At 52.0% G+C, this 16,715-nt stretch carries 13 protein-coding genes; 7 read left to right on the top strand and 6 right to left on the bottom strand.

The window, feature by feature from the left end:
- Positions 1-179 precede the first annotated feature (179 nt).
- Together mobB and mobA are read right to left on the bottom strand one after the other, a co-directional pair.
- Positions 180-686, bottom strand: coding sequence for a molybdopterin-guanine dinucleotide biosynthesis protein MobB (gene mobB / locus FD737_RS18335; RefSeq protein ID WP_160834203.1), 507 nt, complete (start codon positions 684-686; stop codon positions 180-182).
- Complete coding sequence (gene mobA, locus FD737_RS18330; RefSeq protein WP_097119633.1) at positions 686-1,258, bottom strand: molybdenum cofactor guanylyltransferase MobA; 573 nt, start codon at positions 1,256-1,258, stop codon at positions 686-688. The genes mobB and mobA overlap by 1 nt, the downstream gene beginning before the upstream one ends.
- 70 nt (positions 1,259-1,328) lie before the next feature.
- On the opposite strand from mobA, the gene FD737_RS18325 reads away from it, so the two are divergent.
- The 4 genes from FD737_RS18325 (at position 1,329) to polA (ending at position 6,450) form a co-directional block, all read left to right on the top strand.
- The gene (locus tag FD737_RS18325; RefSeq protein WP_038643998.1) at positions 1,329-1,604 is read left to right on the top strand and encodes a YihD family protein; all 276 of its coding nucleotides are present in this window, start codon (positions 1,329-1,331) and stop codon (positions 1,602-1,604) included.
- Positions 1,605-1,650: 46 nt separating this feature from the next.
- Entirely contained in the window at positions 1,651-2,637 is a 987-nt protein-coding gene (locus tag FD737_RS18320; RefSeq protein ID WP_160834202.1) for a serine/threonine protein kinase, read from the top strand.
- Between the two features lie 26 nt (positions 2,638-2,663).
- Positions 2,664-3,293 carry a thiol:disulfide interchange protein DsbA gene (dsbA, locus tag FD737_RS18315; protein ID WP_034823914.1) on the top strand — a complete coding sequence of 210 codons (630 nt, stop codon included), beginning with the start codon at positions 2,664-2,666 and terminating at the stop codon, positions 3,291-3,293.
- Positions 3,294-3,660: 367 nt separating this feature from the next.
- Positions 3,661-6,450 carry a DNA polymerase I gene (gene polA, locus FD737_RS18310; RefSeq protein WP_097119636.1) on the top strand — a complete coding sequence of 930 codons (2,790 nt, stop codon included), beginning with the start codon at positions 3,661-3,663 and terminating at the stop codon, positions 6,448-6,450.
- A 407-nt stretch (positions 6,451-6,857) separates the two neighbouring features.
- Here polA and yihA read toward each other — a convergent pair whose 3' ends face one another.
- Entirely contained in the window at positions 6,858-7,496 is a 639-nt protein-coding gene (gene yihA / locus FD737_RS18305; RefSeq protein ID WP_097119637.1) for a ribosome biogenesis GTP-binding protein YihA/YsxC, read from the bottom strand.
- Positions 7,497-8,046: 550 nt separating this feature from the next.
- Here yihA and yihI point away from each other — a divergent pair.
- Positions 8,047-8,571, top strand: a complete 525-nt coding sequence (gene yihI, locus FD737_RS18300; protein WP_097119638.1) for a Der GTPase-activating protein YihI — start codon at positions 8,047-8,049, stop codon at positions 8,569-8,571.
- Positions 8,572-8,806: 235 nt separating this feature from the next.
- Complete coding sequence (gene hemN, locus FD737_RS18295; protein ID WP_097119639.1) at positions 8,807-10,180, top strand: oxygen-independent coproporphyrinogen III oxidase; 1,374 nt, start codon at positions 8,807-8,809, stop codon at positions 10,178-10,180.
- Between the two features lie 36 nt (positions 10,181-10,216).
- On the opposite strand, the gene glnG is transcribed toward hemN, so the two are convergent.
- The 3 genes from glnG to glnA all read right to left on the bottom strand — a co-directional run bounded on the left by glnG (position 10,217) and on the right by glnA (position 14,279).
- Positions 10,217-11,626, bottom strand: a complete 1,410-nt coding sequence (gene glnG / locus FD737_RS18290; protein WP_034823905.1) for a nitrogen regulation protein NR(I) — start codon at positions 11,624-11,626, stop codon at positions 10,217-10,219.
- Between the two features lie 7 nt (positions 11,627-11,633).
- Positions 11,634-12,683, bottom strand: coding sequence for a nitrogen regulation protein NR(II) (glnL, locus tag FD737_RS18285; protein ID WP_034823903.1), 1,050 nt, complete (start codon positions 12,681-12,683; stop codon positions 11,634-11,636).
- A 186-nt stretch (positions 12,684-12,869) separates the two neighbouring features.
- Positions 12,870-14,279 (bottom strand): glutamate--ammonia ligase, encoded by a 1,410-nt coding sequence (gene glnA, locus FD737_RS18280; RefSeq protein ID WP_097119640.1) that lies wholly within the window; start codon positions 14,277-14,279, stop codon positions 12,870-12,872.
- A 440-nt stretch (positions 14,280-14,719) separates the two neighbouring features.
- Here glnA and typA point away from each other — a divergent pair, with 440 nt between their 5' ends.
- Positions 14,720-16,540, top strand: coding sequence for a ribosome-dependent GTPase TypA (gene typA / locus FD737_RS18275; protein WP_034823899.1), 1,821 nt, complete (start codon positions 14,720-14,722; stop codon positions 16,538-16,540).
- Positions 16,541-16,715: the final 175 nt, after the last annotated feature.

The raw sequence follows: 16,715 nt of genomic DNA, 5'->3' as shown, positions 1-16,715 counted from the left end.
CCGATGGTAGTGTGGGGTCTCCCCATGCGAGAGTAGGGAACTGCCAGGCATCAAACAAGTGAAGAAACCCTGAACGAAAGTTCAGGGTTTTTTTACGTCTGCAGATCGGCGAAATCAGGGTTGTTTTACGTCTGAAACTGACGTCTGAAGTTTAGCCAGACGATCATAAAACCCCCTGGTTACTGACCTTTTCTCAGCCATTTTTCAATAAAATCAGCAACCTTAACCGGCTGATTAATATCGAGAAGTGGGCGGTCGATCATTAAATTCTCATCGCTGGCCAGTGCAACCACGTATTCATCCAGTAAATCAGCAAATTCCCCTTTGACACCACGCCGCCACAGCGCGATTTTGGGTACTGGCTCATCTTTAAAGCCCTCAACCAGCACCAGATCCAGCGCGGAACTGTCCATCCGCGCGACCAGTTCCGCCAGATTTAACGTCTGATCAGGGGTTTCACACATCAATGCCCAGCGCTGAGTACTGGCAACAATCACCTGATCGGCACCTGCTTTTCGCAGCAGATAGCTATCTTTTCCCGGCGTATCAATGTCCATTTGATGATGGGTATGTTTGATTAACCCAGAACGAATACCGCGAGCCTTAAGCAGCGGTATCACCTGTTGCAGCAAAGTGGTTTTTCCGGTGCCACTCCACGCAACGATCGCCAGTAAAGGCACGCTCATCACTGCTTTTCCCCATCAACTAAATCGTCGGGCGTATTAATGTTGCGGAAAGCTGCCTCAGAATCTGTGAACGTCACGGCATGCCCACCATGTTCACGCAGAAACTGCATTAAACGCCGCTCACCACGAAGCAGCCAGGCTTCCAGATCGTCGGCCAGTGATCGATTGACCAGTGCCAATGCAGGATGATCACGCTGCGTTGATCGTACCCACACCGCAGGTGCCGCACCGCGCTGCTGCCATAATCGTGCAACGAAGTCCTCCGGTAACCAGGGCGTATCACAGGCACAAAAGGCGACCCACTCGGTCTTACTGTGCTGCAAGCCACTTAACATGCCTGCCAACGGACCGGGGTAATCTGGCATCGAATCAGTAACGACCTGACAACCGCTAGCCTGATAACGATCAATGTTACGGTTGGCGCTTATCAACACAATATTGACCTGTGGCATCAAACGCTGCAAAACGTGCTGATAAAGCGGTTTGCCCTGCAATTCCAGCAGCCCTTTATCCAGGCCGCCCATACGACTGCCTTGCCCACCTGCGAGGATCACGCCGGTAAATGCGGTCATTTTCGTCTCCTTGATCATACTGGACGATACTTGCATAACGGCAGCCTATCACTGCATAGAGGAATCAATGATGAAATATCACCGACTTAATGAATTGTTCGAACTCCTGCAACCGGCCTGGCAAAAGGAGTCTGACCTTAACCTGCTGGCATTTTTACAGAAACTGGCGCAGGAATCAGGCTTCAGTGGCCCATTAAGTGAATTAACCGATGACATATTGATTTACCATCTCAAAATGCGTGACGCTGGCTGCGATGCGGAAATTCCCGGACTGAAAAAGGATTATGAAGTGGACTTCAAAACCGCGCTATTACGTGCACGCGGTGTGATTAAGGATGATGAGTAGTGTTATCCTTGCGCATTCCTTGCAACGGTAACACACAGGCAAAATGATGAGCGAAGCCGCCTTTAATTTCCAGACGCTGGACCCCGATGTCATCCTGGATGCACTTTGGGATGCGGGTCTGCGTGTCGAATCCGGCTTAACCGCCCTCAATAGCTACGAAAACCGTGTCTATCAGTTTAGTGATGACGACAAACGTCGCTTTGTGGCTAAGTTCTATCGGCCACAACGCTGGAGTGCGCAACAAATTCTGGAAGAGCACCAGTTCACGCATGATCTGCTGGCCGATGAAGTGCCTGTTGCAGCACCACTGGCACTGCAGGGCAGTACGCTGAATCACCATGCTGGTTTTATGTTTGCCGTTTTCCCAAGCCTGGGTGGGCGACAGTATGAAACCGATAATGAAGAACAGATGGAGTGGGTGGGCCGCTTTCTTGGTCGCATCCATCAAACAGGCCGCCAGAGCTTGTTTCAACAGCGTCCAACCTTCGGCCTGGAAGAGTATGTCTTACAACCTCGCCAGAAGCTGGAGCAAAGTACGCTGGTACCGGCTGCCCTGAAGGATGCGCTGCTGAACGCCGTTGATAAACTTATCGGCACCCTACAGCAGCGCTGGCATGATAAATGGCAGCCGCTCAGGCTGCATGGCGACTGCCATCCAGGTAATATCCTGTGGCGCGATGGCCCGATGTTTGTCGATCTTGACGATGCACGCAACGGGCCTGCAGTGCAGGATCTGTGGATGCTGGTAAACGGCGATCGTCAGGAACAGCTGATTCAGTGGGATATTCTGCTGGAAGCTTATAATGAATTCAGTGACTTTGATTTACATGAATTGTCACTGATTGAGCCTTTACGCGCTATGCGCATGGTTTATTATTTGGCCTGGGTGGTACGCCGCTGGCAGGACCCGGCTTTTCCGCGCGCCTTTCCCTGGATGACCGATGAGGATTTCTGGCGCCGACAGATTGCACTATTTATCGAGCAGGAGAGGCTGTTACATCAACCCCCGTTGCAGCTTAGCCCGCAATTTTAATGAAGTACTCAGGAGATTTTTTCACGATGAAAAAGATTATGTTTGCGCTGGTAGGTTTAATGCTGGCATTTGGCGCCTCAGCGGCACAGTTCAATGACGGCAAACAATTCGTCACGCTGCCAAAGCCGGTTGCTGGTGAGCCACAGGTATTGGAGTTCTTCTCCTTCTTCTGCCCGCACTGCTACCAGTTCGAACGCGTCTATCACGTGAGTGATGCCGTGAAAAAGAACCTGCCAGCAGACACTAAAGTGACGAAATATCACGTTGATTTCCTCGGCGGAGACTTCGGTCCTGTTGTGACTCAAGCCTGGGCGGTCGCGATGGCGCTGGGCGTGGAAAGCAAAGTCACTGCACCGATCTTTGACGGTATTCAGAAAACCCAAACCATTACCGATGCGGCGAGCCTGAAAGCCACCTTCATCCAGGCTGCTGGCATCTCATCAGAAGATTATGATGCAGCCTGGAATAGCTTTGCGGTAAAAGCGTTGGTCGCCCAGCAGCAGAAAGCGGCAGCCGATCTTAATCTGCAGGGCGTGCCAGCTATCTTCGTTAACGGCAAATACATGGTGAACAACGGCGGCCTGGACACCAGCTCTATGGACAATTTCGTTGCCGATTATGCCAACGTAGTGAAATTCCTGGTTGAGAAGAAGTAATTAAGCTCGAATAAACGCCGGCGATGTCGGCGTTTTTACTCCCTTTCCCATGACGTAATAATGATATCCCCGTTAACCCTCCGCTTAATATCCACATGGACGATCACCTTTTCAAAAAGGCGCGCTTCATCACGGTAAGTTAATAACAAATTGAAAAACCATAACTTTTATCTGTAAAATGATTGCAATAAGCGTAAATAACAATACGTTATGAATTTTACGCACAAAGTTATCCACAGACCGATCCTTGCGATCCACTCCGCGTAACAACGAAAAAGATCCTGACATCTCTGCTCTGATTCAACATTCCTCTCTGGTTGTGGCATCCTTATAGCCCTCATTATCGCAACGAAGAAAATACGAACCTATGGCGCAAATTGCAGAAAATCCCCTGATTCTGGTAGACGGATCCTCTTATCTCTACCGGGCGTATCATGCCTTTCCGCCGCTGACCAACAGTGCAGGCGAGCCCACGGGCGCGATGTACGGTGTGCTCAACATGCTGAAAAGTTTGCTGATGCAGTATCAGCCGAGCCATGTGGCCGTGGTCTTCGATGCGAAAGGCAAAACTTTCCGCGATGAATTATTCGAGCACTACAAATCGCATCGTCCGCCAATGCCCGACGATCTGCGTGCACAGATCGAGCCGCTGCACGAGATGGTCAAAGCGATGGGATTACCGCTGCTGGCGGTGACCGGCGTTGAGGCTGATGATGTGATTGGTACTCTGGCACTGGAAGCAGAAAAGCAGGGCCGTGCAGTGCTGATCAGTACCGGTGATAAGGATATGGCGCAGCTGGTCACGCCGGGCATTACGTTGATTAATACCATGACCAACACCGTGTTGGGCCCGGAAGAGGTTGAGCAAAAATACGGTGTGCCGCCTTCATTGATTATCGATTTCCTTGCCATGATGGGTGACAGCTCGGATAACATTCCGGGTGTGCCTGGCGTGGGTGAGAAAACGGCACAGGCGCTGCTGCAGGGCCTGGGCGGTATGCAGTCGATTTACGACAACCTGGATAAAGTGGCGGATCTTTCGTTCCGTGGCGCGAAGACCATGGCAGCGAAGCTAGAGCAGAATCGCGAAGTCGCATTCCTGTCCTATCAGCTGGCGACCATCAAAACGGATGTAGAACTGGAACTGGGTTGTGAGCAACTCACCGTTAACGAACCGGACGTTGAAAAGCTGCAAAATCTTTTCGGCCGTTATGAATTCAAACGCTGGATCACAGATTTACAGGACGGCACCTGGTTGCAGGGCAAAAAGAGCAATGTGCAGGCGCAGAAATCGCTGGCGACTGAACCTGTGGCTGCGGTGGCGGAAACCGCTAGCGTGCTGTCATCTGACGGCTACGTCACCATTTTGGATGAGGCAACCTTCGACGAATGGCTGCAAAAACTGAATAAAGCAGAACTCTTTGCCTTCGATCTGGAAACCGATTCTCTGGATAGCTGGAGTGCCAACATTGTCGGCCTCTCCTTTGCGGTTGCGCCCGGTGAAGCCGCTTATCTTCCGGTGGCCCATGACTATCTTGATGCGCCAGAACAACTCGACCGCAGCGACGTGTTGAAAAAGCTAAAACCGCTACTGGAAGACGCTAAATCTGCAAAAGTCGGCCAGAACCTCAAATACGATCGTGGCGTGCTGAAGAACTACGATATTGAGCTGAACGGCATTAAATTCGACACCATGCTGGAATCTTATTGCCTGAGCAGCGTCGGCGGCAAACATGATATGGATAGCCTGGCTTCGCGCTGGCTGAACCATAAAACCGTCACCTTCGAAGAGATTGCCGGTAAAGGAAAAAATCAGCTGACCTTCAACCAGATTGCTATCGAGCAGGCCGCTCATTACGCTGCAGAAGACGCAGATGTCACGCTGCAGTTGCATCTGCAGATGTGGCCGAAGCTGGAGCAGGAAGCGGGTCCGAAGCAGGTCTTCACCGATATCGAGATGCCGCTGGTGACCGTGATTTCACGCATTGAACGCAACGGCGTATTGATCGATCAAAACATCCTGGCCAAACATTCGCAGGAGCTGACCGCACGTCTGGCGGAACTGGAGTTGAAAGCGCACGAACTGGCAGGCGAGCCGTTTAATCTCTCCTCCACCAAACAGCTGCAAACCATTCTGTTTGAAAAGCAGGGTATCAAGCCCACTAAAAAAACGCCGGGTGGCGCACCGTCAACCAGCGAAGAAGTGCTGGCTGAACTGGCGCTGGACTATCCGCTGCCCAAAGTGATTCTGGAGCATCGTGGCCTGTCTAAGCTGAAGTCGACTTATACCGACAAATTGCCTTTGATGATCAATCCGGTTACCGGCCGCGTGCATACTTCTTATCATCAGGCGGTCACGGCCACCGGACGTCTCTCATCTACCGATCCCAACCTGCAAAATATCCCAGTGCGCAACGATGAAGGCCGTCGTATTCGCCAGGCTTTTATCGCAGGTAAAGATAATCGCATCGTTGCGGCTGACTACTCGCAAATTGAACTGCGCATCATGGCGCATCTGTCGCAGGATAAAGGCCTGCTGGATGCGTTTGCGCAGGGTGAAGACATTCACCGCGCGACAGCGTCAGAAGTCTTTGGTGTTGCGCTGAGCAAGGTTTCAGGTGAGCAACGCCGCAGTGCCAAGGCAATTAACTTTGGTCTGATTTATGGCATGAGTGCCTTCGGTCTGTCGCGCCAGTTGAATATCGGTGCTGGCGAAGCGAAAAAGTATATGGATCTCTACTTTGAGCGTTATCCGGGCGTACTGCGTTACATGGAAGAGACTCGCACCCAGGCGGCCGATAAGGGCTACGTGGAGACACTGGATGGTCGCCGCCTGTGGCTTCCGGACATCAGCTCCAGCAACGCCATTCGTCGTAAGGCGGCAGAGCGCGCGGCGATTAACGCCCCGATGCAGGGCACCGCAGCGGACATTATCAAACGCGCGATGATCGCTGTAGATGGCTGGTTACTGCAACAGCAGGATGACGCTGTGAAGATGATCATGCAGGTACACGATGAACTGGTGTTTGAAATCCACAAAGATGCGGTAGAGAGTGCGAGTGCGACGATCCGCCAACTGATGGAGAGCAGCATGAAACTTGATGTACCGCTGCAGGTTGAAGTGGGAACGGGCGATAACTGGGACCAGGCGCACTAAGGAACGTTGTCGGCGGTATATCTATGCCGCTGACATCGTCATAAGAAAAAAGTTTACTTAATCGGTTCAGCAACGATGTAAAGCCGCTTGTTAAATGCGCATTTTGTAACTGCCTATCGGCTAAGCATTTTTTTAGTAATTAAACTACACGCCTTAAGCCAAAGTGTGACGGACCCGGAAAAAAAGATGTGGAATCCTGAAACTTAACAACAAAAAACCCTTTGTTGGTCAGGAAAAATCAGGTAAAGTTCATCGCGTAGGGTACAGAGGTAAGATGTTCTATCTTTCAGACCTTTTACTTCACGTAATCGGATTTGGCTGAATATTTAGCCGCCCCAGTCATTTATGACTGGGGCGTTTTTTATTGGGCTTTTTCTGAAAAGCGGGTCGTAAACCCGCGCTTCACATTACTCAGAAGGGGCTTCTTCATCTTCCTGCGCCGGTTCCAGTTCACTGAACCAGCTATCCAGTTTCTGACGAACGATATCAACGCCGATCTTCTTGAGTGACGAGAACATCTCTACCTGCACATCACCCATAAAACTTAATGCTGCCTCACGCACCAGTTTGAGCTGCGCTTTACGTGCACCAGATGCCAGCTTATCTGCTTTGGTTAACAGCACCAGTACAGGGATGCCGCTCTGGACTGCCCATTCAATCATATTCTGATCGAGGTCTTTCAGTGGATGGCGAATATCCATCAGCACCACCAGGCCTTTCAGTGCCTGGCGCTTCTGCAAATATTCAGACAGCGCACGCTGCCATTTACGTTTCATCTCTTCCGGGACTTCGGCGTAGCCATAACCCGGTAAGTCGACCAGGGTTTTCCCCTCGACGACCTGGAACAGGTTGATGAGCTGAGTACGACCTGGCGTTTTACTGGTACGCGCCAGGCTTTTCTGGTTAGTGATGGTATTCAGCGCGCTGGATTTGCCTGCGTTAGAGCGTCCGGCAAACGCGACCTCAATGCCCACATCTGCCGGTAAATGGCGAATATCCGGGGCGCTGAGCACGAAGTGGGTCATGTGATAATTCAAAGCAGACAAAGTAAAGCTCCAGCAAAGTGATTCGTTCAATTGGGCTGATTATACCTGTTATGGCGCAAAAGTGCCCGATAGCGTCTTAACGCGCCACTTTGTAAGAGATCGACGATAATTACTGCCAGTCATTACCGATTAATAGAATGTTCATATGTTGGATAGCGTAATATTTTCAATAAGATAAATAGATATTGAAAATTACCGCTCTAAATTAAAGACATGTCTCACTTGTTCATTTTACTGATTGGTCTACATTTGGTGTCAGTGCACGGCAGCACCCATCAGGATGATGCGCTCAGGAGTGTCGGGGATGACCAGGAGCATGGCAGGATGTGATTCAGGTATGAGTCGGACAAGGAAAAGGATTACTCGCAGGAGCGATGAGGCGAAGGAGCAACCGGGACGTTGAGAGCTGTAAAGGATTTATACCGTTATTCCTTCAGTAGAAGGTGCGAAATAAGGCGATAGCATAGGCTATCGCCTTTTTTCTTTGTCATCTTTCTGCTAGATTTCGCCGCAATTCTATACTGAAGAAAAATCGCCGAGACCGGACACCATGAAGCAACCTGCACCAGCCCAGCGTGGCAAACCTGCTGCTAAAGCCAAACGCAAATCGCGTGAAGAACTGAACCAGGAAGCACGCGATCGTAAACGCGATAAAAAGCACAGCGGCCATAAAGCGGGCAGCCGTGCTAACCCGGAAACCAAAGGCGCTGGCAAAGGCCAGGGTCAGAAAAATGCCGATCCACGTACTGGCAGTAAAAAACCGGTTGCGCTGGTGGCCGATGGTAAAACCGTACCGGAGAAAAAGCCGGTAGCGAAAGCCAGGCCGAAAGCGGAGAAGGTTCGTCTGACACCGGAAGAAGAGCTGGCGAAGCTGGAAAATGATGAACGCCTCGACACCTTACTGGACCGTCTGGAAAGTGGTGAGACACTCAGCGCTGAAGATCAGGCATGGCTCGATCAGACGCTGGATCGCATTGACGAACTGATGGAAACCCTCGGTATCGCGTTGGATGATGACGGTGCTGAAGATGAACAAGCCGAAGTCGATATGATGCGCTTGTTAAAAGGCAACTAAGTCATTTTTGATCGGCATGCGCATTTGCGCATGCCGCGCTAAACAGGTATTCGCTGATGCTTTGGCCTGGATCAATTTTAGCGCTGCTGCTGACATGTTATCTCCTGTGGTTATTGTTTAAACTTCGTCGCCTGTCGCGTCTGAAGTCGCGTTTACGCCGGCGTACGGCTCACCGCTATCTCTCCTCTTCTGCAACGCGACCCTCCCTCAAACGACGGCACCGTAAGGAGTGAGCATGTCATCGCAGCAGATTGAATGGGACCAGCGGCTGATTGAAAAATACAATTACGCGGGTCCGCGCTACACCTCATATCCCACTGCGCTGGAGTTCAATGAGAACTTTGGCGAGGCAAGCTTCCAGTTTGCGGTTGAACGCTATCCTCAACGTTCCCTGTCGCTGTATGTCCATATTCCGTTCTGCCATCGCCTTTGCTACTTCTGCGGCTGTAATAAGATTGTGACGCGCCAGCTGCACAAGGCCGATCGCTATCTGGATGTGCTGGAGCAGGAAATCCGCCAGCGTGCGCCGCTGTTTGCCGGACGCCGCGTCACGCAATTGCACTGGGGCGGTGGTACGCCAACCTTTCTCAATCAAGCTCAGGTCAGCCGTCTGGTGGCGCTGCTGCGTGGCCATTTTGAGATTGCTGATGACGTTGAGATGTCGATCGAAGTCGATCCACGCGAAATTGAGCTGGCGATGATCGATCATCTGCGTGCTGAAGGTTTTAATCGCCTGAGTATGGGTGTGCAGGACTTCAATAAGGCGGTGCAGGAGCGTGTCAATCGCGTGCAGGATGAAGAGACTATCTTCGGGCTGGTCGAGCGCGCGCGTGCGCGAGGATTCCGCTCAGTCAGCCTGGATCTGATTTACGGCCTGCCGCTCCAGACGCCCGAAAGCTTTGCCTTCACCTTACAGCGAGTCATCGCGCTTAATCCCGATCGTCTCAGCGTATTCAATTACGCGCACATGCCGACGCTGTTTGCTGCACAACGCAAAATCAAAGATGAAGAGCTACCTGGTGCGGAACAGAAGCTGCAAATCCTGCAGCAAACCATTGGCACCCTAACGGATGCAGGCTATCAGTTCATCGGGATGGATCACTTTGCCAAACCGGATGATGAGCTGGCCATTGCGCAACGTGCGGGTGAACTGCACCGCAATTTTCAGGGGTACACCACGCAAGGCGAGACTGAGCTGGTGGGATTCGGCGTCTCAGCGATCAGTATGCTGGGAGACAGTTATGCTCAGAACCAAAAAGAATTGAAAGAATACTATGCCAGCGTGGAGCAGAGCGGGAACGCGCTATGGCGTGGTTTGACACTAAGCGACGATGACTGTCTGCGCCGTGATGTCATCAAAACGCTGATTTGTCATTTCTCATTAGATTTCGCGGCGATTGAAGCGCAGTGGCCGATCACCTTCGAAACCTATTTTGCGGAAGATTTAGCGTTACTGGCACCTTTGATGGCGGATGGTTTGCTGGAACGGCGTGGGCGTAGTCTGCATGTCACAGGAATTGGGCGTTTACTGATTCGTAACATCTGCATGTGCTTCGATCGTTATTTGCGCCAAAAGGCTCGCATGCAGCAATTCTCGCGGGTGATATAAAAATTCAGGGGAGCATCGCGCTCCCCTGATTCTCACTTATTCCATTCCGAGCTCTTTCAGTTTACGCGTCAGGGTATTACGACCCCAACCCAACAAACGTGCGGCTTCCTGCTTGTGTCCCTGAGTGTGACGCAGGGCGGTGGTGAGCAGCGTGCGCTCCATCTCCGGCTGCGCTTCAGAGAGCAGGTTTTGATGACCGGAACGCAGCGCGCGGTCCGCCCATTGTGCCAGCAAGGTGGCCCAGCTATCCGGCAGAGACTGCACTGGATTGTCCGGCGTGCTCGACTCAAACAGCTCCGGCGGCAGATCCTGAATCAGTACTTCCTGGCCTGCAGCCATCACGGTTAACCAGCGGCAGGTATTTTCCAGCTGGCGTACGTTACCGGACCAATGCAGGCGCGTCAGCGCGGTTTCGGTTTCCGGATGCAGAATCTTCGCTTCGACGCCCAACTCACGCGCGGCGACTTGCAGGAAGTAGCGCGCCAGACGTGGGATATCTTCGCGACGCTCACGCAGCGGCGGTAAGTGCACGCGAATCACGTTCAGGCGATGGAACAGATCCTCACGGAACTTGCCTTCCTGCACGCGCAACTCAAGGTTTTGGTGGGTTGCCGCGATAATACGCACATCCACTTTCACCGGTGCGTAGCCGCCCACGCGATAGAACTGGCCATCGGCCAACACGCGCAGCAAGCGGGTTTGCACGTCGAGCGGCATATCACCTATTTCATCAAGAAACAGCGTGCCCCCATCGGCCTGTTCAAAACGGCCCTGACGGATCTGATTCGCCCCGGTAAAGGCCCCTTTCTCATGCCCGAACAATTCGGATTCGATCAGGTCTTTCGGGATTGCCGCCATATTCAGCGCGATAAACGGTGATTTGGCACGCGGGCTGTGACGATGCAGAGCATGCGCCACTAACTCTTTACCGGTACCCGATTCACCATTAATCAGCACGCTGATGGAAGATCGCGACAAACGGCCGATGATGCGAAACACATCCTGCATCGCCGGCGCTTCGCCAATGATGTCGGTTGTCGGGCCGCTTACCGGCTGATTACGCGGCTGCTGCTGTTCCTGATAGTGACTGATCGCACGTTCAACCAGCGCGACCGCTTCATCAATATCAAACGGCTTGGGCAGATAATCGAACGCGCCTTGTTGATATGCGCTGACGGCGGCATCAAGATCCGAATGCGCGGTCATTATGATGACCGGTAGCATTGGGTGACGCTGTTTAATTTGTTTCAGCAGCGCCAGTCCATCCATGCCCGGCATGCGAATATCCGATAACAATACATCTGGGGTTTTACTTGAGAGTGCATCCAGCACCTCATTGCCGCTGTCAAATGTCGCGCAGCTCAAACCGGCTCCAGTGAGCGCACGTTCAAGCACCCAGCGGATGGAGCTATCGTCATCGACGATCCAGACTATCCCTCGTTGCATAGAAACCTCACTGGCGAATAGGCAGGTAAACCGAGAATTCGGTATGTCCTGGCCAACTGTTAAATTCTATTTTTCCTGAATGCTGATCGATCAGGCTGCGGGCGATGGAGAGACCTAAACCGGTGCCTCCTTCTCGACCACTCACCATCGGATAGAACAGCGTGTCCTGTAGCTGAGCAGGAATCCCAGGGCCATCATCTTCGATATCAATACGTGCCACCAGGCGATAACGGGTGCCGTGCAGCGTCAGCTGGAACGCGGTACGGGTGCGGATCACGATAGTGCCACCTTCGTCACCCAGCGCCTGCAACGCATTACGCACTACGTTGAGTAGCACCTGCTCAATCTGATCGGGATCGTGTGGCAGCTCGGGCAGGCTCGGGTCGTAATCACGCACCAGCGAGACATTGTCCGGCAGCTCCATCGAGACCAGATTCACCACGCGCTCCGCCACCTGATGAATGCTTTGTGTGACGTGCATACCGGGCTGTTGGGGCCCCAGTAAACGATCAACCAGATTACGCAGGCGGTCCGCCTGTTCGATAATAATCCGGGTATATTCATGCAGCGAAGGATCGGGCAGAGCACGCGTTAATAACTGCGCGGCGCCGCGTAAACCTCCGAGCGGGTTTTTAATTTCATGCGCCAGTCCGCGCACTAAATCACGTGCAGCGACCTGCTGAGCATGTTGCAGCTGTTCCTGGCTGAGACGGCGTTGATTATCCATCGGCGCCATTTCCAGCAAGATAAGACCATCGGGTAGACGCTGTGCGGTCAGCGACATAATGTGCGCGCGGCCATCGACCACTAACGTCACTTCGCTGTCGGTAAAGCCCTGGCCTGCTCCAAGACTCTCGCTCATCACCTCAATATTCAGCGAAAAATAGCCGGTTAATTCCGGTAATGGCGTGCCGAACAATTTGCGTGAGCTTTGTGCCAGTAATTGCTGCGCTGCCGGGTTGGCATAATGGATAACCAGATCGTTATCGACCAGCAAAATACTGTTGATTAGAGAGTTAAGAATCTGCCCCGCGTCGGGCAATGTGCCAGTTGCCATACAGCGTTCCTCTGCACTAATTTAGTGCATTATAGCCTTTTGGGACTGAAAACTATCATTCGAACGATGAATTCGCGGTGAAAAAAGCCCATCCGGAGATGGGCTAAAGTTTCCACGGCAACAAAAAAACGTTCAGGTTATTTACGCCGCCAATCAGCGGCGTGAAATGCGCTGAAATTTTTTAAATTAAACGCTGTAGTACAGTTCGAACTCAACTGGGTGCGGAGTCATGCGCACGCGGTCAACTTCTGGCTTACGCAGTTCGATATACGCGTCGATAGCGTCATCAGTGAACACGCCGCCACGGGTCAGGAACTCGCGGTCTTCGTTCAGTGCGTTCAATGCTTCTTCCAGAGAACCTGCAACTTTTGGAATCTCAGCTTCTTCTTCCGGTGGCAGGTCATACAGGTTTTTGTCCATCGCATCGCCAGGGTGGATCTTGTTGATAACACCATCAAGACCCGCCATCAGCAGCGCGGTGAAGGCCAGGTACGGGTTAGCCGCTGGATCCGGGAAGCGTGCTTCGATACGACGCGCTTTCGGGCTCGCAACCACTGGGATACGGATTGAAGCTGAACGGTTACGTGCTGAGTAAGCCAGCATAACAGGTGCTTCGTAACCCGGGACCAGACGCTTGTAAGAGTTGGTGGTTGGGTTAGCCAGGGCGTTGATCGCTTTAGCGTGCTTGATGATACCGCCGATGTAGAACAGAGCAGTTTCAGACAGGCCGCCGTACTTGTCGCCAGAGAACAGGTTCACGCCGCCTTTTGACAGGGACATGTGGCAGTGCATACCAGAACCGTTATCGCCGAACATTGGCTTAGGCATGAAGGTTGCAGTTTTGCCGTACGCGTGAGCAACGTTGTGCACTACGTATTTGTAGATCTGAATTTCGTCAGCTTTTTTGGTCATGGTGTTGAAGCGGGTAGCCACTTCGTTCTGACCAGCAGTAGCAACTTCGTGGTGGTGAGCTTCAACCACCAGGCCCATCTGCTCCATGGTCAGACACATAGCAGAACGGATGTCCTGAGATGAATCGACTGGTGGAACCGGGAAGTAACCGCCTTTCAGACCTGGACGGTGACCTTTGTTACCGCCTTCGTATTCTTTACCGGTGTTCCATGCCGCTTCGATATCATCGATAGCCACGTGTGAACCTGAAGTAGAAGAACCGAAACGAATGTCATCGAACAGGAAGAACTCTGGCTCTGGTCCAAACAGCACGGTATCCGCGATGCCTGAAGAACGCAGGAACTCTTCTGCACGTTTAGCAATGGAGCGTGGGTCACGGTCGTAGCCCTGCAGCGTGCCTGGCTCGAGGATGTCACAACGGATGATCAGCGTTGGATCTTCGAAGAAAGGATCCATAACTGCAGTGGTCGCATCCGGCATCAACACCATGTCTGATTCGTTAATGCCTTTCCAGCCACCGATGGATGAGCCATCGAACATTTTGCCTTCTTCGAAAAAGTCAGCGTTAACCTGGTGAGCAGGGATAGTAACGTGCTGTTCTTTACCTTTGGTATCGGTAAAACGCAGGTCAACAAACTTAACTTCGTGCTCGTTCATCATCGAGAGGACGTGTTCAGCGGACATACTTAAACTCTCCTGGAAATGGTCATAATCGTCATGGTGAGAGAACTTCGTTGCCTGGAATGTGTCACGCTTACTGACCACCCCTAACCAAGATCTCGGCAAGCTCTTTTCAACCGTTGTATAACTGTCGTTTTCGCTTGAAAGATATAAAGCGAATTCTGTGCCAACTTTATTACAATGGTAAAAATGGCGCTGTGACGCGCTCTTTCGTGAGTCGGTCACTGCACCAGTATGGATGATGCGCACTAATTTGGTGCTTCATAGATCAATTTTCGCCCCAAAAAGGTGCAAAACCCCATCGCAGTGCAGATTAATGCACCGTTATTGGTGCTAAAAAACAGCACTAAGATAAACTTTAAGGGAATACTGTGATCATGTTCAGTCTTTCGCTTAATCCGTGTACAATACCGCGTTATTTCTATAATGCCTGAGGCAAAGCTGTGATCGAAAATTTGCGTAACATCGCCATCATCGCGCACGTTGACCATGGTAAGACCACCCTGGTTGACAAGCTGTTACAACAGTCTGGTACGTTTGATGCTCGTACCGAAGCGACTGAGCGCGTAATGGACTCCAACGATTTGGAGAAAGAGCGTGGGATTACCATCCTCGCAAAAAACACCGCCATCAAATGGAACGACTACCGTATCAACATCGTTGATACCCCAGGACACGCCGACTTCGGTGGTGAAGTGGAACGTGTTATGTCCATGGTGGATTCGGTGCTGCTGGTTGTAGATGCGATGGATGGCCCTATGCCGCAAACCCGCTTCGTAACCAAAAAAGCCTTTGCTCATGGTTTGAAGCCGATTGTAGTCATCAACAAAGTTGACCGTCCGGGCGCGCGTCCTGATTGGGTTGTTGATCAGGTGTTTGACCTGTTCGTTAACCTCGACGCGACTGACGAGCAGCTGGACTTCCCTATCATTTATGCGTCAGCGCTGAATGGTATCGCCGGTCTGGATCACAACGACATGGCAGACGACATGACCCCGCTGTACCAGGCGATTGTGGATCGTGTTTCTCCACCACAGGTTGAAGTTGAAGCCCCACTGCAGATGCAGATCTCGCAGCTGGACTACAACAACTACCTGGGCGTTATCGGCATTGGCCGCATCAAGCGCGGTAAAATCAAGCCGAACCAGCAAGTCACTATCATTGATAGCGAAGGCAAAACCCGCAACGGTAAAGTCGGTAAAGTACTGGGCCACCTGGGTCTGGAACGTATCGAGAGTGCCGAGGCTGAAGCAGGCGATATCATCGCTGTGACCGGTCTGGGCGAGCTGAACATCTCTGACACCATCTGCGACACGCAGAAGGTTGAAGCGCTGCCAGCCCTGAGCGTTGATGAGCCAACCGTAACCATGTTCTTTAACGTCAACACTTCACCTTTCTGCGGTAAAGAAGGTAAGTATGTGACTTCGCGCCAGATCCTGGAGCGTCTGAACAAAGAACTGGTGCACAACGTGGCACTGCGTGTTGAAGAAACCGAAGATTCAGACGCATTCCGTGTGTCTGGTCGTGGTGAGCTGCACTTGTCTGTTCTGATCGAGAACATGCGTCGTGAAGGTTTCGAACTGGCGGTATCCCGTCCGAAAGTTATCTTCCGCGAATTCGAAGGCCGTAAACAAGAGCCATTCGAAAACGTGACCCTCGACATCGAAGAAACCCACCAGGGTTCTGTGATGCAGGCGATGGGTGAGCGTAAAGGCGATCTGAAAAATATGGATCCAGATGGCAAAGGCCGTGTACGTCTCGACTACATGATCCCAAGCCGCGGCCTGATCGGCTTCCGTAACGAATTCATGACCATGACTTCAGGTACTGGCCTGCTGTACTCCACCTTCAGCCACTACGACGATGTGCGTCCAGGCGAAGTGGGCCAGCGTCAGAACGGTGTACTGATCTCTAACGGCCAGGGTAAAGCAGTCGCATTCGCACTGTTCAGCCTGCAGGATCGCGGTAAGCTGTTCCTGGGTCACGGTGCTGAGGTTTATGAAGGCCAGATCATCGGTATTCACAGCCGTTCTAACGACCTGACAGTTAACTGCCTGACCGGTAAGAAACTGACCAACATGCGTGCATCAGGTACTGATGAAGCGACCACTCTGGTTCCACCGCAGAAAATGACGCTGGAGCAGGCTATCGAGTTCATCGATGATGACGAACTGGTAGAAGTGACTCCGCAGTCAGTCCGTATTCGTAAACGTCACCTGACCGAGAACGACCGTAAGCGTGCGTCTCGCGGCGGTAAAGAGTAAGCGAAACAGTCTGATATTTAAGCCCCGCATCGCGGGGCTTTTTTGTGCCTGCAACCCGCTGCAACGCTCGCTTTGTGAAAGTTGTCCCCGATTCCAGAACGCTTATTTCCCCCTCATCGTACCTGTTCAGTCATGCTTTTTGCCGCTAAAGTGAATGATCCAGGGAATAGAAGGA

It is taken from the genome of Pantoea sp. Seng, assembly GCF_009829935.1.
GTDB classification, from domain to species: Bacteria; Pseudomonadota; Gammaproteobacteria; order Enterobacterales; family Enterobacteriaceae; genus Pantoea; species Pantoea communis.
This window is presented reverse-complemented; position numbering and strand designations above follow the sequence as displayed.